The 21131-nt window shown below is 28.7% G+C and carries 19 protein-coding genes; 1 reads left to right on the plus strand and 18 read right to left on the minus strand.

Annotated features, from left to right (window positions below):
* Window positions 1-231: 231 nt before the first annotated feature.
* The 17 genes from ABDZ69_RS10230 to ABDZ69_RS10310 form a co-directional block, all read right to left on the minus strand.
* Window positions 232-5352, minus strand: a complete 5121-nt coding sequence (locus ABDZ69_RS10230; protein ID WP_343769308.1) for a sacsin N-terminal ATP-binding-like domain-containing protein — start codon at window positions 5350-5352, stop codon at window positions 232-234.
* Window positions 5349-5666 (minus strand): hypothetical protein, encoded by a 318-nt coding sequence (locus ABDZ69_RS10235; RefSeq protein WP_343769309.1) that lies wholly within the window; start codon window positions 5664-5666, stop codon window positions 5349-5351. The genes ABDZ69_RS10230 and ABDZ69_RS10235 overlap by 4 nt, the downstream gene beginning before the upstream one ends.
* 205 nt (window positions 5667-5871) lie before the next feature.
* Window positions 5872-7179 carry a hypothetical protein gene (locus ABDZ69_RS10240; protein WP_343769310.1) on the minus strand — a complete coding sequence of 436 codons (1308 nt, stop codon included), beginning with the start codon at window positions 7177-7179 and terminating at the stop codon, window positions 5872-5874.
* Window positions 7180-7317: 138 nt separating this feature from the next.
* A complete protein-coding gene (locus ABDZ69_RS10245) occupies window positions 7318-7560 on the minus strand; it encodes a hypothetical protein (RefSeq protein ID WP_343769311.1) in 243 nt (80 codons plus the stop codon).
* 449 nt (window positions 7561-8009) lie between these two features.
* Window positions 8010-9101 (minus strand): hypothetical protein, encoded by a 1092-nt coding sequence (locus ABDZ69_RS10250; protein ID WP_343769312.1) that lies wholly within the window; start codon window positions 9099-9101, stop codon window positions 8010-8012.
* Window positions 9085-10443 carry a hypothetical protein gene (locus tag ABDZ69_RS10255; protein WP_343769313.1) on the minus strand — a complete coding sequence of 453 codons (1359 nt, stop codon included), beginning with the start codon at window positions 10441-10443 and terminating at the stop codon, window positions 9085-9087. Before ABDZ69_RS10255 ends, ABDZ69_RS10250 begins: the two co-directional genes overlap by 17 nt.
* Window positions 10444-10463: 20 nt before the next feature.
* Window positions 10464-10898 carry a hypothetical protein gene (locus ABDZ69_RS10260; protein WP_343769314.1) on the minus strand — a complete coding sequence of 145 codons (435 nt, stop codon included), beginning with the start codon at window positions 10896-10898 and terminating at the stop codon, window positions 10464-10466.
* A gap of 312 nt (window positions 10899-11210) precedes the next feature.
* Window positions 11211-12023 carry a MerR family transcriptional regulator gene (locus ABDZ69_RS10265; protein WP_343769315.1) on the minus strand — a complete coding sequence of 271 codons (813 nt, stop codon included), beginning with the start codon at window positions 12021-12023 and terminating at the stop codon, window positions 11211-11213.
* Between the two features lie 102 nt (window positions 12024-12125).
* Window positions 12126-13199, minus strand: coding sequence for a hypothetical protein (locus tag ABDZ69_RS10270; protein WP_343769316.1), 1074 nt, complete (start codon window positions 13197-13199; stop codon window positions 12126-12128).
* 123 nt (window positions 13200-13322) lie between these two features.
* Window positions 13323-14024: a pirin family protein gene (locus tag ABDZ69_RS10275; protein ID WP_343769317.1), complete on the minus strand. Its 702-nt coding sequence runs from the start codon at window positions 14022-14024 to the stop codon at window positions 13323-13325.
* Window positions 14025-14190: 166 nt separating this feature from the next.
* The gene (locus ABDZ69_RS10280; RefSeq protein ID WP_343769647.1) at window positions 14191-14499 is read right to left on the minus strand and encodes a winged helix-turn-helix transcriptional regulator; all 309 of its coding nucleotides are present in this window, start codon (window positions 14497-14499) and stop codon (window positions 14191-14193) included.
* A 65-nt stretch (window positions 14500-14564) separates the two neighbouring features.
* Window positions 14565-15290, minus strand: coding sequence for a DUF2812 domain-containing protein (locus tag ABDZ69_RS10285; RefSeq protein WP_343769318.1), 726 nt, complete (start codon window positions 15288-15290; stop codon window positions 14565-14567).
* A 15-nt stretch (window positions 15291-15305) separates the two neighbouring features.
* Window positions 15306-15626: a PadR family transcriptional regulator gene (locus ABDZ69_RS10290; RefSeq protein WP_343769319.1), complete on the minus strand. Its 321-nt coding sequence runs from the start codon at window positions 15624-15626 to the stop codon at window positions 15306-15308.
* 197 nt (window positions 15627-15823) lie between these two features.
* Window positions 15824-17077: a radical SAM/SPASM domain-containing protein gene (locus tag ABDZ69_RS10295; RefSeq protein WP_343769321.1), complete on the minus strand. Its 1254-nt coding sequence runs from the start codon at window positions 17075-17077 to the stop codon at window positions 15824-15826.
* 30 nt (window positions 17078-17107) lie between these two features.
* Window positions 17108-17971 carry a class I SAM-dependent methyltransferase gene (locus ABDZ69_RS10300; protein ID WP_343769322.1) on the minus strand — a complete coding sequence of 288 codons (864 nt, stop codon included), beginning with the start codon at window positions 17969-17971 and terminating at the stop codon, window positions 17108-17110.
* Window positions 17968-18543 (minus strand): class I SAM-dependent methyltransferase, encoded by a 576-nt coding sequence (locus ABDZ69_RS10305; RefSeq protein ID WP_343769323.1) that lies wholly within the window; start codon window positions 18541-18543, stop codon window positions 17968-17970. Before ABDZ69_RS10305 ends, ABDZ69_RS10300 begins: the two co-directional genes overlap by 4 nt.
* Before the next feature lie 79 nt (window positions 18544-18622).
* Entirely contained in the window at window positions 18623-19495 is an 873-nt protein-coding gene (locus ABDZ69_RS10310; protein WP_343769326.1) for a LysR family transcriptional regulator, read from the minus strand.
* Window positions 19496-19659: 164 nt separating this feature from the next.
* Here ABDZ69_RS10310 and ABDZ69_RS10315 point away from each other — a divergent pair, with 164 nt between their 5' ends.
* A complete protein-coding gene (locus tag ABDZ69_RS10315; protein WP_343769327.1) occupies window positions 19660-20199 on the plus strand; it encodes a DUF4865 family protein in 540 nt (179 codons plus the stop codon).
* Window positions 20200-20300: 101 nt separating this feature from the next.
* Here ABDZ69_RS10315 and ABDZ69_RS10320 read toward each other — a convergent pair whose 3' ends face one another.
* Entirely contained in the window at window positions 20301-20999 is a 699-nt protein-coding gene (locus tag ABDZ69_RS10320) for a DapH/DapD/GlmU-related protein (protein ID WP_343769329.1), read from the minus strand.
* Between the last annotated feature and the right edge of the window lie 132 nt (window positions 21000-21131).

The raw sequence follows: 21131 nt of genomic DNA on the forward strand, positions 1-21131 counted from the left end.
TATAGTTATTATATGCTCTATATAATATGGATAATGGGAAGTTTAAGTTCTCTAGAACTATCTACGGCTTATATTCCTATACTTTGATGTAGTTTAGGTTGTCTTGAAACACCACTGGTTCTTTGGAGGAAGGGTAGTATTACCCCCTTGGGTTAAAGACGGGTTTTGCATAAACCTTACAGCTACTTGCTATAAGGTTTTTTAGATTACCTCAACGTAGATATCTAGGTATTAAACATTTTCATATTCTATTTCTGCAATGATATTTTCATAGCTTGAATCTAGAATCGCTTTGGGATTTTGATTATATCCAAGTTCTTCTTTTGTATATGTAGATACACTATTAGAAAGATAATCCTGCAATAATCTATCTGTAATATATTTATTACTATGTATGACTTCTGATGCAGCACCACTTATTGCATTAACTAAATGATGAGTCCATATTCCATTTTTCAAAATATCACTTGAATAAGAACTTTGTCCTGGTTGGCAAGATAAAAATGTTGCGTAGTACGGAAATTCATTAGTAAGTAATTTTAGTTCCTCATCATTAATATTAGTAATTTGATTTCGCTCATTTTCATCATGGAAGATTTGAGCACAAGCATCTATAAAAATAAGTGCATTTTTACATTTAGATTCTCGTAAAGGATCAAGTAGAATTTTACGTAATGAAACCGCAGTTTCTGCTATATTGTATTGATGCATATCATAAGTTGATAGGTAATTCGTGATACCATTATGAAAACCATGTCCAACATAATAAAAAACTAAGCGTTCTTGTTCTGTTAAAGAATAAAATAAACTTCTAAAATCATACTCTAAAGTGCTTTTCAACGCTTCTTCATCCGTAATCATGTAAATATCATTTTCATCTACATTCATTGATTTAATCAACATTGATTTAAATTTAAGTGCATCATTAATAGCATATTTAACGTTTGATATTTGATTCTCTTGTCTAGGGGCATAGTGTTCTATTGCTATAATAATCGCTATAGTTTTATTAATCCTAGAAATATTTAATATAGTTTTATACTCTGGTGTCTTTTCTTCTAATACACTATTAGATTCTTCTCTGATATACTTTTGGTTCTCTAATAATATATCATTGTCTGCTTTTTCTGTTTTGATTACAAAAATAGATTTTTCTCCACTTTTTACCCAGTCATAAGTTACTGTCGGGATTGGTGAAAGTAGGGAAATTGCTTTTTTTGTAACTTCAACAACCTGAAAATCAGTACTAAGTCCAACAATCTCATTTGAAGTCGGTAAAATTTCTTTAAGTCCAAAAATCAATGTTCCTCCATTCGTATTAGCAAATGACGAAATAATTTTCGCTATTTTTTGTGGAACAAATGGTACAGCATTAAAATCTAGCACTTCAGACTTAGGATCATTTAATAATGTTTCAAGTTCATAGTCTGTAATATCAATATTTCTTATAGGGATTCTATTAATATCTGTTTTTTTCAGAAGTTGCCCCAACGTTATTTGTTTAGGAATGTTGATACCATCTTCATACCAAAGTTCAGCGTCTACATATTCAAGAACATCAAATTCAGAGGTGTAATAAACTAGTACTTCATCATTATCTGAGGGTCTAGCTACTACAGCTATCTCATTCCCGTTTTTTGTAATGCCGCCAATAATACTATTTGCAATCATATAAAAATACGAACAGTCATATGCCGGTAGTTCCTTGAGATGTTCTATTACATTAGCTACTGCTCTTGTAATACGTTCTTCAATATACTTCAATCGTCTATAATCATGCGTTGATAAATGAAAGAATTCTGGAGATATATTTTTTTCAGTGATCGCAGCCTCAATATCTGCAAAAGAATCTATTTTTTTATCCTTTGATTCAGTTTCAAAATTATTTCTTATTTCAAGAGCTTCTTCTGGTATGTTGAGCCCTTCCTGCATAAAGTACTTTTGAATCTCATCATCAGTAGATCTAAGTAAAAAGTCTAATTTCTTATCGTGTCCAACTAGATGAAAATAACGACATAAAACTTCAGATAACTTTAATAATACACTATTAGCATTCCAAGGATTCGTTACATAAAGACTGGTTTCATTAAAATGAATATTCACGCTCTTAATGAAATCAATTCCCTTATACGTAATTTTAAGCTCTTCAGCCTGAAAAATTTTTAAGGCTTGAATTTTGTCTTGTAGGTTTTCTAAGCTGTCTCTTGTATTAGCATCACTATCTTCATTTTCAATCCATATTTTAAAATATGGATTGATAATCTTCAATTGATTTTTCAAGCTCGAACATACTTCTTCCTGAGTGTGAACCAGCTCAAATTCACTTTGTCTCAATAACTTTACTTTAAAGTGCTTTAAGAATTTTTCTAGGTTAGAATTTTTTTTATTTTCAGCACTAATCATTATAAAACAACACTGATCTTGAAAAATGACTTCGTTACCATCTAAGAAATATTTGAGAGTGTTGCATTCTGTGAATTGATTTTTCGTATTTAACAAAAACCCAGTATTAGCCCATTCTTCAACTTTTGAAATATCGTCAGTACTCCAATTAGCACATTGAGCTAATAACCCAGAGTAAATAGATTGAATTTTTTTGTAATTATCATTCTTTATGGCTCCTTTGTCGTCAATATCTAATGAAATTTTACTGAGTAATTCTAAGTAGTCTGACAATTCTAAGCTTGTTCGAAAGTTAAAGAAAGCTTTCCAATCTGGAGATAATTCTGTTCCATTAAATACAGGTAAATATTTTCCGGCAATAGCTTTTATCTCTTCTGTATTAAGTAATACAGAAGTTGCAGTTTCACATTTTTCTGAAAGAGTAGGAATACATTGTACATTTTTAACAAACCATGGAACAAAGTTTTCGACCCGATCACCGCTTGTCCGCCCAGGCCTATTCTCATATCCCCAATATGCAATTGCTGGTGCTTTGATAATACTTGGTGAATAGTTTTCTATATAATCAGACCAAAATTTAAAAGCAAACTTATGGCTATTTTCTGTAAGTTGAATATAGTTCATAGTTATTATATCGCTGAAACAATCCGCTGTAAAAGTAGTTTGAAAAGGGGTAAACTCCTTATCCTTAGTTTCAAAATATTCACATTTAAAGTCAGCATTGATCAATTTAAATTTAGAATATTTATTTTGGTATGATAATGTTGAAATTCCTTCATTAACTCCAAGCATCTTAAAAAAGCGCTTCCATTCATCCTTTTCAAGGATGTTTACACAATAAGTTTCACTGACAAAAATGTCTTTTTCTAAAATTTTTTCAATTTTTAGCCTTGGATTATAAAAATCTGAAAGGAAACAATCTTTAGCTGGGCAAAAGGAACCTTTTTGAGTAAGAAGTTTTATCCTCGATAATTGTCCTATTATATCTTCTTTAAGATTTCCATTGCTATACAAATTAAAAAAGTCTCGAATTGTTTGTAAAGCATTTTGGGGTGTTATATAATCGTCGATTTTAGGTATAACTATTTGAGTTATATAAGTAATATCTGTTTTTTCTTTTACTCCTAAACTCTCTAGCCAGTGTCTACTCTCTGAATCTTTGAGAAGCCAACTCTGCAATTCTTTATGCAGAAAAGATAAATCACTATTAGGATTATCCCAGTTCTTATCATCCGCTGTAGGAAAGCATACTTGATATGGATAATTAATGCTATTCTTATGATCCCAGATAAATGGAAGCTTCATGAGTACTTCTTTTGAAATATCTTTAACCTTATCTGATTCACAAAGTTTCTTAAAATGTTTTATAAGTTCAATATTGTAAGCTATTGTATGTGCATCCTTAAAATATGTTGAGGAGAGAAATCGTTGGAGGTGTATCCATTCAAAACAAGAAGAGCCAAGCCTTTTAAAGTCGGAAAAAAAGCCAATATCTTCAGCAAATTGTTTAGAACAACCCGTTCCCTTTTTTTCATTGTTATCAATAAATTTCCTAATAGATTCTTCACCTACAAATTTTTTCTCAGATAGATACGTAAAATCAATTATTGTATCTTCAATTTTAATTAACTGCCCTTCTCTAGAGACAACAAACGGAATATTTTTTAGAGCATCTTTAATTCCTTCATTAAATTTCTTCCCTAGCTCATCATTAGAGATGTCATTAGGTATTAACTGATATGCTTGAAAATGAAACTCAGTATTCACTAATTTTGAGATCCACTTAAAAATCTCAATAGCAATTGTTTTAAAAAGCCATTGATTCCATTTTGAATCAGCATGAAGTGATTCACGATTTGCAGTAGTTAGAAAGCTTGTATTAACAAGCACTGGCAAAGAATACTTTGTTTCACCAGTCGGTAAATATGAATATAGAAGTTTTTCTTGTTTAGAAAGTTTAGTAATACCATCCTTCCCCACTTTGGCAGCTAACGATAACTCTATATAATCAGCATTCAGTAATTTCTCAGGAATATTTCGTTCATCTTGTAGTGCAGTCTTTACTTCACTCGGAACTGTTAGGCTAATAGTATTCAACAACCAATTGGCGCTTAAACTGTTACCTCTCTTTAAAGTGATTCTATCATTTTCTATTCGCTTGATTTCAACGGAAACTAATTCTGTTATATCAAAATTAATCTCAGAGATATTTTTAAGAAATAAAAACATGTTTAAGTCCTGAGATAGACTCTGAACAGCCTGACTCGTCTCATTTACATTCTTCATTTGAATTATTGTTGCAACATTTGCATCAATATCTTTAAGAAATTGATTTATTGGCTCAAAAACTTCTTTTACTTCTGTATATACAGGAATTATTTGCCAGGGAAATTGAAATTCTCTGTCATTGTTTTTCTCCCATATTATCTTTGATTCTTCCCATTTCCACTCAAATGAATAGGAAGAATCAAAGCTAAAATATTCATCTTTTGTAAATATCGTTACTTTATCAGATTGTCCAAAAACCGATTTAAAACCAATGCCTTTATACCCTGTTTTCGTCAAATCTGATTTTTTGGTGCCATTATTTACATTACAAATTCCTTGAAGATCACGTGTAGTGAACGGTCTCCCTGAATGAGCAACAACTAAGTTATTATCAAAAATTTTTATCCATACTTTAACAGCTTCACTGTTTTGAGACGAATCGTCTGCGTTTTGTAAAAGTTCATAAATAAATCGCTTTGAATCTGTATATAAGTCACCTGATAATGCGTTAAGTGAACTTGCTTGATTTACTGCTTGACTAGGGTTTGCATAATTGGTGTTGTCTAAAAAAATTTTTTCAATGTCTGTTCTTAAACTCATTTTAATCTTCCTTCCGCCACTTTCTCTTGTGGCACATATAATAATGAAAAAGTGGTCAACTTTCCATGTATTGTCGTTCATGAATAAAAAATCGATGAATTTCCACTGTATTTATCAATACTCTTAACGACCCCCGAGGGTTCTTGCGAGGAACATACTGTTTTATGTTCCGACAATGTAGTTTCATAAAATTTTGACTGCCATCCAATTAATTCATTACCTTCTTCGATTGGATTTGTTTCAATCCCAGATTGATTTTTATAACGAAAAATTCCTATATCTTTTTTATGCTCTCTACAAAATAATAAGTAACAAAACCATTCAAAATTTTTTTGTGGATTCTCACTGAATTTGGCTTTAAATATATCCCAATCTGATTTTACTATGTTTCTCATACCTTCTCCCCCTAATCAACCACAACATTTGCCATTCTATCTTTTGTAAATCTATGAACCATTTCATTACCATAATTAAATTATATATTCTGACTTTTAAAATTTCTACTTAATGGTTAATTTCAAAATAAAAATCCATGAAAATCTGCTTTTAATTATCATCAAATTGAATATTATAATAAAAATCTACAATCATGTGATAATATTACTTATTAGACCCTAATATTTGTCCAATTATATCGCTCCATTTTTTTGAATTCAAATTAAAAATCTTATTTGTAGCTTCAACATATCTAGCTAAGTCTATCAATAATTCTATTCCAGCTATAATATTATTATCAATATCTATTTTAAGGTCATTTCTTTCTTTTAAAATTAATGAATTATAGTAATCAATATCATCAACATTTGGTATGCTATTTTTCAAATCATAAAATTCAATACCCTCTTGTGAAATTTTAATAATCTCGGAAATTCCTGATTGCGTTAGCAAAATTTTATTGAGATAATCCTTGTTATTTAGTCGATATGTTGATAACTTTAGTACATTCCTATTTAAAACAGAAAAACTATGTAATCTATAGTAGTATCCATCTTTTTTGGATTTTTCCAAGATGTTCACAACTTCTTCTATAGCATCAATATCACAAAAACCATTAGGAATAACTTCTTTTAAATTACTGTTTGAGTAACTTCTATTTTTGCGCCATATTACTTCATCATCAACTATATCCTCTATACGATATGAAATACTTAATATTGTATCTTTAATAATCATATCTTTAATTGCATATTTTTGAGGCTTGTCATAGACTACCTCTAGAGCTCTTCCCAAATTTCTTGCTCCTTCATACACTAGATTTGCTAAACATTTATTTAATTCTTTATGCACTTTCGCCAAATCTACTAAATATTCTTTATTTACTTGTCTCACAGCTAAGTGATATTTATATTTTAAACTTACGAAGTGAACAGATGCAATTATTGTAAGAACAATTATAAAGCTTGGCAACAATGTAAGGAATCCATTTAAATTATTACTCAGAACTGAATATATTTTGCTATAACCCTCTTTTATAATGTTTGTGTTCTGATAGGATATAAGACTTTTTATTGAAATTTTAAAATAGACTATAATTGTTATTATTAAAGTCATTACGGAAAACTTTGAAAAGATTAAAAATCTAATTAGTACATTTAGTAAAGATTTAATAGTATTTTCTTGTATTATTTTATAAAACTTTAATTCACGTTTGTCATTTATTATGTATCCAGATGAAATCCATTTTAATCTAATTAAATATATAATACTATCAATTATTTTTTCAAATTTGCAAATATATATTAAAATCCTGGGGTGATATAAACTTTTTCTTTTTAAATTATACATGAGATCATATATAAATATATTTAAGTAAAATAAACCCAAATCATACAGCAATAGAATTATAAACATTACTGCACCTATTTTAAAATAACAACTAATAAATCTCTGAATATCAAAATTTAGCATTTTATCCTCCAAATATAAGGAATTTCTTATTGCTTTTATTATAGTTTAGTAAGAACATAATATTTTTTAATATATTAAAGACCACGCTGAATATTACTTTAATGTGGTCTTTGTAAACAATTACTTTATCGACATAATTCAATCAACATTATCAATATCAATTACTCTATTCTTAATATTTAAGTTATAAACTGATGTTTCATTAACTACTTTCAATATATCTTTAGGTAAATCTAGAAGTCTTTCGACTTCACTTGATTCCATGGATAAGTTATAATCTTGAGATAATTCGTCCATAAATTCCCTTACTATTAAAACACCTTGTTCTAATAACATCATTACTGATGTTCTCAGTAATGATGGTTGAACTGTATATAACATATCATTAGCGGCTCAATTTTTTTATACCTTTTTTCTGCATTGAGCGCATTACCCTCTTTTTCTTTAAATTCATCTTTATTTAGACGTTCTACATCTTCACTCTATTCATGTAATAATAAGTGCCCTAATTCATGAGCAACATCAAAATCAATTCTAGCTTATGTACACTTATTTCTAGAACATCCAATAAGGTATTTTTCTTAATTGTAAATATCTCACAAACGTTCTACAAACAAACTCAACCTCCTTTAATTTTAGGAAGTTTTCCCAATGTAAAAACAATAAAAACTCTCGTCTCCATTTAAATTGCTAATGTTTATAATCACATATATGCTATATTCAAGCAAACACTAATATAAATAGCAAATTTTTTCTGCTTACTCAATATATATTTTTTAATATATAGATATATAAAATAAAATCTAACTCTTATTTTAATTTTTTATATTCTAATGGATGTCCCATTTAAATCTATTAATCTTGTATCCAGGAACATATATAAATATAAATATTCCTGCTTGTATCATTGCTAGCACAATTATAGCAGTTATTAATATCCATTTGTATTGTATTAGTTTGCTTATATTTATATTTAACAATCCTAGTATACTTATAATCATAGTAATAGGCGCTGTATAAGTAGCTAATTGCGTTGTTAGTTTTATGTTTGTATCTAAAACATTATTTTCCTTATACATTACTAAGTTTCTATATTGACTGATCTTTTTATCTAACTTTTCCTTCAATTCACTAATCTCTCTATTAACAAAATTTGAAAAATATACTTCCGAATCTTTTAGTTCTAAAAATGTTATTGCATCTTTCTTCTTAATTATGTAAATAACAATTTTATTTTTCTTCACAGCATAAAAAGATATATTATCATCTGCCATTAATTTTTTTATATACTTAATTTCACTATCCTCTAATTCAACAATAGTATATTCTTTTCCGAAAAAATATTTCTTAATTGAATTATTAAAAATTTCGCTTACATGAGAAGTTGCTAAGCCTTCTAAGTTATCAATTTTCATATAAATACTTTTATTTATATGACTAACCTCATTTATTAAGTAATTATAGAATAAACTTAGTAAATTTATATCATTTAATAAATCTAACCAATATATCTCATCACTATATTCATAAACTTTGCACATATAAATACAATCTTTATTTATATTATTAACCTTATATTTTTCATTTAATATAAGGTCAAATTTTTTATTTGAACCATTAATATTAAAATCTATAGCTTTTGATACTTTATCTAACTTGCATCTAACATTCATATTATTTTTATCAAACTCATTCTGTAATAAATTAACAAAAAACTCTATCCAATTATTTGTTATTATCGTTATTCTTTCTGGTTTATCATCTATAAAACCATTTATCTTTAATTTTTTTATATATAGTTCTGCATCTTCCTCAAGTTCATCATTTAACTTACTTAATAAAAAGCTTAAATTTCCATCTACCTTGCTAGTAGAAATTAATGCTGCAAAAGATAATACCTCATATTCATATTGAATTAACATATTTTTCACCATATTGCTTTATAAACCCGTCCAGTTCTGCTATTAATATATCACCATCTTGGCTAAGAGCTATCTCAATTACCTTATTATATAACTTATTAACCGTTATACTATCTATTCCAAATATTTTTTTAATTGTCTGTAATGTAGCCTTATCTATTTCATAATCACTAGTTATATCTTCAGAAACTTCGATTTTTTTTAATAATAAATAAAAAAATGCATTTATTGTTAAAGATATATTATCTATATCAACTTTACTTACTAGTATATCTGTAATAGATTTATGAATAATTGAATATATACCATCAACTTGTGAAATCTTACTTGTTGTTGGTCCAACTAATACTCTTTTTGCAATATTCTTTGCTTGTTTAATATAATTGCTATTTAAATAATCATATTTAACTACTTCACTTAGTAATGTAACAAATTCATTTATATCAGAAATTTCTATACACTTAGATCTACTAATTAACTTTCCTCTTTCCCCATCTATAGTTATATATTTTTCCTCATTAGCGCTCATTGAAACTTTAATTTCAAACATTTTATGCTTATCATATATTTCCTTTAGTCCACTTATCGATAGAGGGTCATCTGTTACATTTTCAAGTATATTACAATCTAAGCTCATATAATCTCCAACTGTAAACTTAAATTTTGAAGCATACTTTTTACTTCTTTTTAATAATACTCTTAACGCCATATCACTTAATGTATATGGATCTAAAGCCCCATTTTGATTTAGAAGAATATGTCTTATTTCTTGAATTAATATAGATTTAACACTTTTGGAATGTGTATAATCGCTATAATCTGTCATAATCATTAATCCTAATTCTATATAAATTCTAACTTCCGTATTAATTAATCTATCATTTATATTTTCTTTATAGTCTATCTTTTTAGTACTAGCCAATCTAATATCTACACATTTCTCTTCTTCTCTAATAAATCTAGATATTTTTAAATCCTCAACGTCAAATAAATCAACTTTTTCTTCAAGTTTTTCTAATAAATTATATATAATTTCTGCATTCATATACGATACATCCATTTTATATAATGTTCCATTGAAATCTGCACCTATACCTTTATCTTCCTCGAAGAATTGATTAATCTGCATGTCCAACAAATTCTTCTGTTCATCATCAATAAGTCTATAACAATTATATATATAACTCTCAGCAGATGCATTTTCATATTCTTGTATATCAACTTGTAATTCATCTGATACATACGCTTTGATATTTTCAAGTTTTCCTTTTGATATATCCTGCAACTTCTCCCAAAGAGTATATTTTCCATTTCTAGTGAAAAATAATTTTTGTTCTAGCACTGTACTCCCCCTTATCCCATCTATTTTTCTTCGAAGTTTATAAATTGACTTGCCTTGGTAATAGAAGTATTTGTATTTAACTTTTCTAACTCAACTATATTTTCTCTTAATAAAGTTAATGCTGAATCTATTCCACTTGCTTTTGCTAGTATTTTGTCTAATGCATTATCTACATTTTTAGGTGTGATTTGCTTTCTATTACTATTTTTAAGTTCTTCTATTATTTCTACTATTAGCATTGTTATTATGTACTTACTCGTATCCTGTAATCTAACCAATCCATCTTTAGTTATTTGTATTCCTTCAAATTCCTCAAATGTAGCAATATCCTTTACTAAATCTCTCAATCTGTTTTTATATATTAAATTTTGTGCATCTTCCTCTAATGTTTCATCATTGACAACATCTATCAACCTTGTACATTCTATATCTAACTCCAATTCTAATTGTTCCATAAATCCTCCAACAAGTTACTTTTAACCAATCATTCTATTTTCATTATTTACCTAATGTGTATACTCATGATTTTTCTCACATTATCATAAAATTATTTTTAGTAGATAAATACCTACAATTCCATTATTCTACAAACAACCTCAATTTCCTTCAAATTTGGGAAACTTTATCAACATAACCCCAAATAAAAAGCGGCAGATTTTAATAATCTGTCGTTTTGACTTATTTATAAATTTATTAATAGTTTAATTTTCGTAAATAAGAAGGAGAACCCCTATCATGAGGATTCTCCTTACTTATAATTAATTTTATTATAATTTTTTTATTGGTATTTGTATTTCACTTAAATAGTCCTCTGTATTTTTTTCATTCCAAGGTCCTTTTATAGCAACTTGACGTGGATTTCCACACATACTGTATCCATTTTCCTCAATCCAGTTTGCTAGGAAATTATATGCTCCTGCTAAATTAGAATAATCCCCTGGAACTAATATACTAACAGCTTGCTCAACAGCTTCAGTCTCCTTGAATATGAATTCATTCTCATCCTCCATAAGTGTACTAACACCCATTAATACCTCTACGTCAACATCACCTTTTTTATGCCCTTCATCGTAATAGGTAGCATAAGCAATGTCATTACAAGGAATATTTTTTCTCATTACATATTCACTCAATCTTTCCCAAAGCATGCCTTCTGCATTATAAGCTGGTATAAGATCTCTTAAAGAGATAACTTTATAGCTAGGTAGTGATTTTAATTTAACATTATATTTCATATTAACTCTCTCCTTTTTCATATTCTTAATTGTGGAGTTAATTTTTTCAAGTCTTATTCCCTCAGCTCTTATATTATTCTTAATTTCTTCACTTTTCATCTTTAAAATGTCTTCTAGCTTTTCTTCAGATTTTTCTTTCATAAACGCTGCTATATCCGCTACATTAAACCCCATATCTCTCAATGATACTATTAGGTTAATATCTGAAATCTGTTTTGCAGAATAATATCTATATCCTGTGAAGTCATCAATTTCAGCAGGCTTAAAAAGCCCAACTTCATCATAATATCTGAGCATACGTACAGACACTTTGATCAATTTAGAAAAGTCTCCTATCTTGAACATAAAATCAACTCCTATAAATTTATGCCATTCGAATGACATCTTTAGAATAATGCCTACCACCATGTGAGAGTCAATATCAAATTTATAAATTATTTCATCCTTCTACTCCGTATACCCCATCAACTCCTCAAACACCGCCCTTGCGCCCTTACCCCAATTCTTATCCTCAGCATATTTTCTTCCTATCCATAGAAAAGGCTCTTTGTCCTCTGGTCTATTTTGTGATAAATTAATCACAGTTCTAGAGGCAATTCTTGCGGCATCATTTATATCTGTGTTATACTCCATCCAGCTATGAAATACATTAAAGGGATTATTAGCTATTTTATTAGCATCCTTATGGCTTTTAGGTACAAAACTTTGTTCCTGGCCAGTTATAGAAAAGAGTACAATAGGATTTAAGTTAAACTCTTCTGCTACAGAAACTATGGTGGAGAAATAGGGTTCTTCAGCTAAAAGGGATTCTCTCTTCTTTAAAAACTCTTTTAGCTTTTCTTCATCTATTTCTTTATATCTCATATATTCAGGAAGGTGTAAATTAGGATGTTTAGTTGAAGTGTTTTCTTTTTTATCTGATTCAATAACATAATTCTCTTCTTTATTTTGATTCTGCTTATTTATATAAACTCCTCTACCTACATAATATAAAGGTATAATAAAAATAGCCATAAGGGCTATGCATAAAGTTTTTTTAAAGTTTTTCTTATAAGCTACAGGGGCTTCAATGCTTACTTCACTTTCAATATTCAACTCTTCTTCTACGGTAACATCAGAATCTATTTCTTTAAATCCTAGGGTTTCCAAATGGGTGCTGATATCTTCATTTGTGATTTGAACCTCTCCATTTGAATATACCAAGTCCCTTAGTTCCTTTGTAAAGTCCTTGATTATCTTTTCCTCCCTTATGCAAGCTTCAAAAATATCACAAAGGGTGATTGAAATCTTATCCTTCCCAAAGGTATTTTTTATTACATTATCTTTAACAGATCCCTTCAAATCTTCCGGTAATCCTTCCAATTTGTTATAGATAACTTTATCAATAGCATCTAAAAGTATTACTTCATTTTCCGCTTCATGATTCTCAGGATATTTTTTATGAATATAATTCTTAATATTTGCCATATCACTTTTATTTAAAATCTTAATTTTATCTAATTCACTTAAAACACTTTTCATAAAATCCACTTCAATACCTATATTTTCATATTGATTATTTATCGTCTATATTGTAAAAATCTTTATAATGCTGAGAAAAACCCATGCAATAACTGCATAGGCTTTTATAAATGAACTTTCGCGTTAATCTTCTTTACTCATTTCTAAAATTAATATATGGGAAGTTTCTTTCCCCTTAATTAAAATATCTTCCTCAACTATTTCCATTCCATCTCTTTCATTTAATTCAATTTCATTAATTAGTGAATTTCCTTCTATTTGAACTAAATAAGCCTGTCTTCCTTCCTTAACTGGAAAGCTAATTTCTTCTCCTTTTCGGAGTTCTAAGGAATAAATATTTACATCCTGATTTATCTTTATTGGCGCATCCCCATCTTTGCTTGACACCATATGAAGCCATTTGTTTTCTCTATCCTTCCAATTAAATCTGTAATCTCCATAGTTAGGTTCATATCCTTTTTTATCAGGGTAAATCCATATCTGTAGAAGTCTCGCTGTATCCTCTCCAAGGTTATGCTCACTATGATAAACTCCTGTTCCTGCACTCATGTATTGAACATGGCCACGGGTTATAGTGTTTTTATTGCCCATGCTATCTCCATGAGTAAGTTCTCCATCTATAACATATGATACTATTTCCATATCTCTATGAGGGTGAGTATCGAACCCAGTATTAGATTGAATTAAATCATCATTTATAACTCTTAAAACTCCAAAGTTTATATTGTCTGGATTATAATACTCTGCAAAGGAAAAGTGAAATTTACTTCTTAACCATCCAAGATTACTACTACCCATATTTTTGCTTTCTATTTTTCTTAACATCTATATCACTCCTATTAAATATTCATCTATACTTCAATAAAACTAATTTACATTTTATATTTAGTTACTTTTAGTAACCTTCTTTAAAATTATTATTACATAATAGTAATTATTAGTCAAGAGTTTTTAGAAATAAAAAAGAATCCCCTTAAATTTAAAGGAGATTCTAATTCCACTTTTCCGCCCATTTTTGAATTTCATCCATAACCCCTTCCAGGTCATGGCCTTTTTCTGTAAGCTCATATTCTATACGTACAGGGGTTTCTGGATAAACCCTTCTAATAACAATTCCCTGGCTTTCTAATTCTTTAAATCTTTCTGTAAGCATGCGAGCGCTCATATTAGGAATGGCATCTGCTATATCAGAAAAACGCTTTTTGCCACTGAGTAATGTCCTTATAATTAGTCCAGTCCATCTCTTTCCTAATAATTCAAAAGCATTTTCAAACTTTGGGCACATATGATATTTTTCCATATTCACTCACCACCCACCTAAATTCTATCATAGTAACTTTAAAAAAGTAAGTGGGTTGCATTTTATTATAGAGATTTTTTATATTTTTTATAGCAATCTAAACTTGAAATAATACTAGAAGCACCTAAAATTATAAAAAATATTGCAAAATATTTTTTATCAATCAAATTTAATATTCCCAAAGCTAAAAATCCAGCCCCTGTAAATGCATTTACTTTCCACAAACTTTTGCTATTCATTGTTTCACTATTACACTTGCCGTATTTTTTTATTTGCCTGATTCTAGAATTATACATTAAGTAAGGCATAAAATTAAAAACAAACACAACCATATCAATTATTAATAATCCTAAGATAATCAGAAAAATAGGCCTTATGAAAATTACGGAAAGAGTTAACAAACCAATTAGCACTACAGCTATTATTAAAGAATAAAGGGTTCCCCTTCTTGTTCCATTTCTTATACTTGTGTATTTATCTATTTCTGATTGACTATCACTATAAATAGGTTTAGTGCCAGTTGGTGCTGAAAAAATGTGCATTTGGTTTCCTATAGAAATAACAAGGTCCCATCCTGCTTCTTTAAATAAAGTAAAATATTCTTCATCTGCCTCCATTTGATAATCTAAGCTATATACTATATCTTGAGGTTTATCTTTTTTTAATTTATAAAAAAAACCTCCTACTATGTCTTCTAATATCCACCCTTGTCTTGCATAATTTTTTAGCTTTTCCATATCACTTTCTTCGCTAAAGGCAAAGCCACTAATCATTACATATTTACTTTTCATGAATACTCCCCTTTTCTACTCCAAAAAATTCTCAGCAAATTTAATCATCTGTCTTTTACGCTCAATTTCTTTTATAAGCATCTCTCGCCCTTTATCTGTTATCTTATATACCTTTTTATTTTCATCTGTGTGTGAATTTAACTCCACTAAATCTGCTGCTAAAAGCTTTTTAAGTGTTGTATAAAGTGTTGCAGGACCCATAACAACTTCATTGTTAGTAAATTTCTCAATGGTTTTCATAATTAAATATCCGTGCTTTTCCTCAATAACACTAGATAAAATGTAAAAAGCAGAGTCCGTTAGTTCTCCAATATCAATAGAATCTTTTCTTGCCATAACACTTTCCTTCCTATTTTCTATATATATCATTTAATGATATATCATTAAATATAATATATCATTAAATGATATAGTTGTAAACTGTTTTTTTACTGTTTTCTCATAAACCTTAGCTTTTATCTTCACCTCATAATGTCTTAAATAAGATAGGTGGATTACATTTCTGAGTGTAACCCGCCTATTTTATTTAAATGCTATTTATGCAAATCCCTATAGTATTTTGGATATTTATCACTTTTATTTTTATTACAAATACTCATTGCCTTTTCCTTATTAAGTGGCAGCGCACCTTCTGCTTGCTTAAATACTTCTTTATTCACCTTCTGAGCAAAGCACCCTATTTTGGGTTTACCAATATAATTGTTCATTTCAATCCAAAGCCTTTTTATAGATTCTTCTTTTACATTTCCAAAACTCATAGGTACAAAATCACAAGGATACAATTCTCCTGAAGAAGATATATAAGAATGTTGGTTCCCTGCACCACAACCAAATTTAGCTTCACTTTCTGTATATGCAAAAGTTGTGATCTTGGGTAAATCACTTCTTTTATTTGCCTTATGTTGTATTTTTATAAGCTTCTCTCTATCACTCTCATTATAAAGAAAATTGTTTAATTGCTTTTCAGTTAGAAGATTTCCACTTAGTATAGGTTCCAGTATCTTTACTTCATGGGCACCATTATCTTTAGCCAACTTAAATAATTTAAACAGCTTTTCCTCCTCTAAATTTTCCTTTGATATAACGGTTTGTGCCATAGTATATAGTCCTACCTTATTTGCATTCCTCAGTGCCTCTAGCGCATAATCAAAAGCATTTTCATTATTTCTATTCTTATTATGTGTATCTTTATCATAAGAATCTAAGCTTATGCCTATACTAAATAGGCCGCTATCTTTTAACTTTTTTGCTTTCTCATAGCTTAAATTAAAGCCACTAGTAAATAGAACTGTCGTGCTTCTAATATCTATAGACTTTATAATATCAAATATATCCTCACGTATCAGGGGCTCTCCTCCTGTTATTCCGATAATAGGGATACTCATATCTTGAAGCTCCCCAATAACCTTAATCCATTCCTCCTTTGTCAACTCCTTTTCTGCTGTCCTATTTTTTGCACTGCAATAAATACAATTATTATGACATTTATTTGTTATACATAAGTACATAGATATAGGTGCAGTCCTTTTAGCATATATTTGCTTTGTAAAAATATTTATAGGTTCATCTACCGCTAAAATATTTTGTATAAAGGATTTAGATGGAAAAGGCGGAAAAAAGGTGCTCAATATATACTTATCCTCATGCTTCACTATCTTCTCTCCCTTTAAAATACCCTTCATCATTTTTATGTATTTTAATAGGGTGAATTGCTTGTCTTCTTTTAAAATGTTGTAAATCTCTAATAGACTCTTTAGAACATTTTTATCAAAAGCCATTTTTGTCATGATTTTTAAATTATTAATACTCATTGATTCCTATTCCTTTCTAAAAATACCATATGCAAATTTATGATTTATCTCGTAAGCTCCATTTTTATGCTTTTCTTTTTTTATTTTTTCAATTATGGAGGGTTTAACTTCATCGTAGTTCTTAAAGATTTTCCTAGTTCCCGCTGCTGCCCCAGTTACGTTTAGCCACTGTAAAAGTTCCTCTGGCTCTTTAAAACTAAAGAATGCCTCACCTTCCTCTACTTCTAAAGCTTTAAATCTGTATTTATTACACCATTTAACTAGCCCTTTTTTTCCTTTTGGTAAATTTAGTTTTATATCCATGGGTTTAATTACTTCCTTTTGCTTCTCGCTCATAACCTTCAAAAAAATACTTTCTATTTTATCCAATGTTCCTTCAACATTTGTGATTATTGCTAATATACCTCCTGGTTTTAAAATCCTATTAAAAAGCATTAATAGTTCATTATGATCAAAATAAGAAAGAGCCCAGCCAAAAAATATAACATCATATTTTTCATTAGTAGTTTCTAAAAATTCAATACCATCACTCTGAATAGCTGTTACTCTAGGATCATTCATATCCAAAAGTTTCTCAAGCATTTTATTTGACTGATCTACAGAAGTAATTTTATATTTTACGGATTTATTTAATAAAGCTTTTGTTATATAGCCTGTTCCACAAGCAAAATCAAGTATTCTTAGTTCTTTATCTATTTCTATGTATTTTGAATGAATAATATTATCCGTATATCTACCCATCTCTTTAAGCCAATAATGATAGGTGCCTGAAACTTTATCATACTCTCCTCTGTAATCTTCTCTATTTACCACTTCTTTTTTTATAAGCTTATATCCAAGCTTTAAGTAAAACCATACTTTACTTATCATCTTTTTTCTCCTACAAATATAAAATAATATCCCTTTTCATAAACCTTTTCTATATAAAAATATTTCTCTAATAAATTCCCAACTTCATCTTTAGTTCTAAAAAATAATCCTCCAAAAAGAATAAATTCAAATGCCCTTAGTAACTTTGTTTTTATATGTTTTCTATGAAAATCCAGCAAAACTATCTTTCCACCATACTTTAATATCCTATTTATTTCAACTATAAGGTCTTTTTGCTCTTTGATATGATGGAAAACATCACTCAATATTACTATATCAACAGAGTCGTCCTCAAATGGAGTTTTCAGAGCATTCCCCCTTATGCACATCAAATTTTCTCCCTGCTTTACCATTGAAAGCATCCTCTCACTTTCATCAAGAACATATACCCTCTTACAACTATTACAAATATACTGAGCTAATCTTCCAGTACCCCCACCTATATCTACAACCACATCATGTTCATCAATATTTGCAGCTGCCTTTACTTCTTCATGCTTATATAAATTAAACATAGCCATAAATTTATCATAATACTTGTACACCTTATCAAAATCATTTATCTCTTTCATAAACACCCTCTCCCCAGTAATTAATATTGTAAGTCATTATTTAATTACTTTTTTACCTTATTATACCTTAGTTGCATATTTATACTTGTGAAAGTATACCAACAAAATTATTAATTGGATGATTTATATTTGAATCATTTCGTTTGATAAAATATATTATTAGCTTGTTAAATTCATTAGATAACTCATGAATATATAATCTGTCGTTATTTTTTATCACACTTTTTGGCAATAGCGATATACCCATGCCATTTGCTACACACTTAATAATAGCTTCTAAAGAATCAAACTCAATAATTCTACTTGGAGTTCCTTTATTTACAACAATCCACTTTTCCAATATTGCCCGATAAGGACAATCCATATTATTGCTTATAATAATAGGTCTTTCCATCAAGTCATCTATTTTTTTAATATCTATAGAAGATATAACTGCTAGCTCTTCTATAAATGTAAAAAACGAAACAACATTGTGATGTAAGTATTGAACATTAGTAAATGCACCATCCAGCTCTCCATTAAGGACTTGCTCTATCAAATTTTTTTGAATATCTGTTTTTAAAGCAACTGATACATTAGGATATTTTTTAGAATATCTACTTAACCATTTAGGTACTACTGAGGCTGCTATTGTTTGAGTTGCACCTATTCTTAAAGAGTTATTAGAATTATTATCCTTAAAAGCTGCTTCAGCTTCGTTAAGTAATCTAATAATCTGTTCTGCATATACAAGCAACTTTTCACCACTAGAAGTCAGTGTAACGCCTTTATTATGTCTTAATACCAAAGTAGTTCCCAACTCTTTCTCAAGCATTTGAATACGCAATGTTACATTAGACTGAACATACCCCATCCTTAAAGCTGCTTTTGAAATAGACCTTTCATATGCAACCATTTGAAATATTCGCAAATCATTACTTTCCATAGTTTTATTCCCTTCTTTGCTTTGCAATAATTATAATTTTAGCATATTTCTATTATTAGTACTCATTTATATTGGTATTATTTTGATTAATATCTACTATGATTTATAACTATTATTCATATGGTTTAGAAGGATATATAATAAATCTAAAGATAGTTGTAAAAAATATAAAATAGAGGAGTGATTATCAAATGATAGCATCACAATACAAGATCACATTACCAAGTGATTACGATATGAATATAATCAAAGACAGGGTAAAAAATAACGGTTATAAAACTGATGGATTTGAGAGTTTAAGGTTTAAAATGTATCTAATAACTGAAAAAGGGCAAAATAACAATTTACAGAATAGTTATTGTCCTTTATATCTTTGGGAATATAGCGATGGGTTGAACAAGTTCTTATTTAATGGATTCTATGATAATATAATAACTTCTTTTGGATGGCAGCAAGTAAATATAGGAATACCTTTAATTGATACAACAACAGTTAAAATTACAGATATGAAATATCTATTTGAGACCACAGGGGATATTGAGCCGAGATTTAGTTTAAATAACTTAAAAGATAGAATAAAAGAAGAACTCCCAAGAATTGATGATGCAGAATATATAGTTATATATAATCCAGATAAGTGGAAATATGCTGTATTTTACTTTATAGATGATTTAAACAAAGTAAAATCAGAAAAAGGGGCAATTTATGATATACTTCATATATCACAGTAACCCTCCTCTACCACAGGATTATTACTCTATATTTTAATAGAATCAAAACAAGAGAAGTGCAGATAAATACAAAATCTACATTTCTCCCTTATAATTTTTATCTAATTGCTAATTAAGGTATTATGATTACAACAAAGACCGCAACTACAACCTGTATCACCAAATTTCAAGTCATAAACTTCTGAAAGCTCTACATTAACTTTAATAACCTTTTCCGCAAAATCTGATTTTTCCTTTGGTACTTCTAAAAGATTATCTGCCTTAGCTTGTGTATTTATAATTGCACCAATTGGTACATATCTATTTGCAGCTATCCTAATTCCCCCTGTTACTATTGCTCCAGTATCAATATAGCAATTGTCCTCTACTATAGCATTAAATACAATTGAATTAAACCCAACAAATGTATTATTCCCCACAATAGCCGGTCCATGAATTAATGCTCCATGAGCTATACTTACTTTATTTCCAATATATATTGAATACCCTATACCATTTGCAAAGTATTTAGCATCTCTTAGCCCATGAAATATTACTCCATCTTGTATATTAGAATTTTCACCTATATAAAATGGTGTTCCCTCATCTGCTCTTAGCACTACATTAGCACCTAAAAATACATTCTCTTCTATTATTACATCACCTATTACACTTGAAAATGGTCCTATAAATGCACTTTCACTTATTTGTGGATGTCTACTTACAGGATTAAATGAAGTAATTGGATTTTCTCCAATAAAATAAGTATATAAATTAGTTGGCCCTACTGGCTTATAATCTTTTTTTGTATTATTATACATTATAATTTTCTCCTTAAATTAATATTACATTATATTAATTTAATATTAATTTGTTAATCATTACATAAATATAAAGCTTATTAAAAAACGACAGAACTTTGATATCTGTCGTTTTAGTTTGTTTATGTATTT

Source organism: Clostridium malenominatum (assembly GCF_039521365.1).
Taxonomy (GTDB): domain Bacteria; phylum Bacillota; class Clostridia; order Clostridiales; family Clostridiaceae; genus Clostridium_AW; species Clostridium_AW malenominatum.

Coding starts and splice junctions, on each gene's coding strand:
- ABDZ69_RS10230 (WP_343769308.1), bottom strand. CDS start 5,352: ATGAACGACAATACATGGAAAGTTGACCACTTTTTCATTATTATATGT.
- ABDZ69_RS10235 (WP_343769309.1), bottom strand. CDS start 5,666: ATGAGAAACATAGTAAAATCAGATTGGGATATATTTAAAGCCAAATTC.
- ABDZ69_RS10240 (WP_343769310.1), bottom strand. CDS start 7,179: ATGCTAAATTTTGATATTCAGAGATTTATTAGTTGTTATTTTAAAATA.
- ABDZ69_RS10245 (WP_343769311.1), bottom strand. CDS start 7,560: ATGTTATATACAGTTCAACCATCATTACTGAGAACATCAGTAATGATG.
- ABDZ69_RS10250 (WP_343769312.1), bottom strand. CDS start 9,101: ATGTTAATTCAATATGAATATGAGGTATTATCTTTTGCAGCATTAATT.
- ABDZ69_RS10260 (WP_343769314.1), bottom strand. CDS start 10,898: ATGGAACAATTAGAATTGGAGTTAGATATAGAATGTACAAGGTTGATA.
- ABDZ69_RS10265 (WP_343769315.1), bottom strand. CDS start 12,023: ATGTTCAAGATAGGAGACTTTTCTAAATTGATCAAAGTGTCTGTACGT.
- ABDZ69_RS10270 (WP_343769316.1), bottom strand. CDS start 13,199: ATGAAAAGTGTTTTAAGTGAATTAGATAAAATTAAGATTTTAAATAAA.
- ABDZ69_RS10275 (WP_343769317.1), bottom strand. CDS start 14,024: ATGTTAAGAAAAATAGAAAGCAAAAATATGGGTAGTAGTAATCTTGGA.
- ABDZ69_RS10280 (WP_343769647.1), bottom strand. CDS start 14,499: ATGGAAAAATATCATATGTGCCCAAAGTTTGAAAATGCTTTTGAATTA.
- ABDZ69_RS10285 (WP_343769318.1), bottom strand. CDS start 15,290: ATGAAAAGTAAATATGTAATGATTAGTGGCTTTGCCTTTAGCGAAGAA.
- ABDZ69_RS10290 (WP_343769319.1), bottom strand. CDS start 15,626: ATGGCAAGAAAAGATTCTATTGATATTGGAGAACTAACGGACTCTGCT.
- ABDZ69_RS10295 (WP_343769321.1), bottom strand. CDS start 17,077: ATGACAAAAATGGCTTTTGATAAAAATGTTCTAAAGAGTCTATTAGAG.
- ABDZ69_RS10300 (WP_343769322.1), bottom strand. CDS start 17,971: ATGATAAGTAAAGTATGGTTTTACTTAAAGCTTGGATATAAGCTTATA.
- ABDZ69_RS10305 (WP_343769323.1), bottom strand. CDS start 18,543: ATGAAAGAGATAAATGATTTTGATAAGGTGTACAAGTATTATGATAAA.
- ABDZ69_RS10315 (WP_343769327.1), top strand. CDS start 19,660: ATGATAGCATCACAATACAAGATCACATTACCAAGTGATTACGATATG.
- ABDZ69_RS10320 (WP_343769329.1), bottom strand. CDS start 20,999: ATGTATAATAATACAAAAAAAGATTATAAGCCAGTAGGGCCAACTAAT.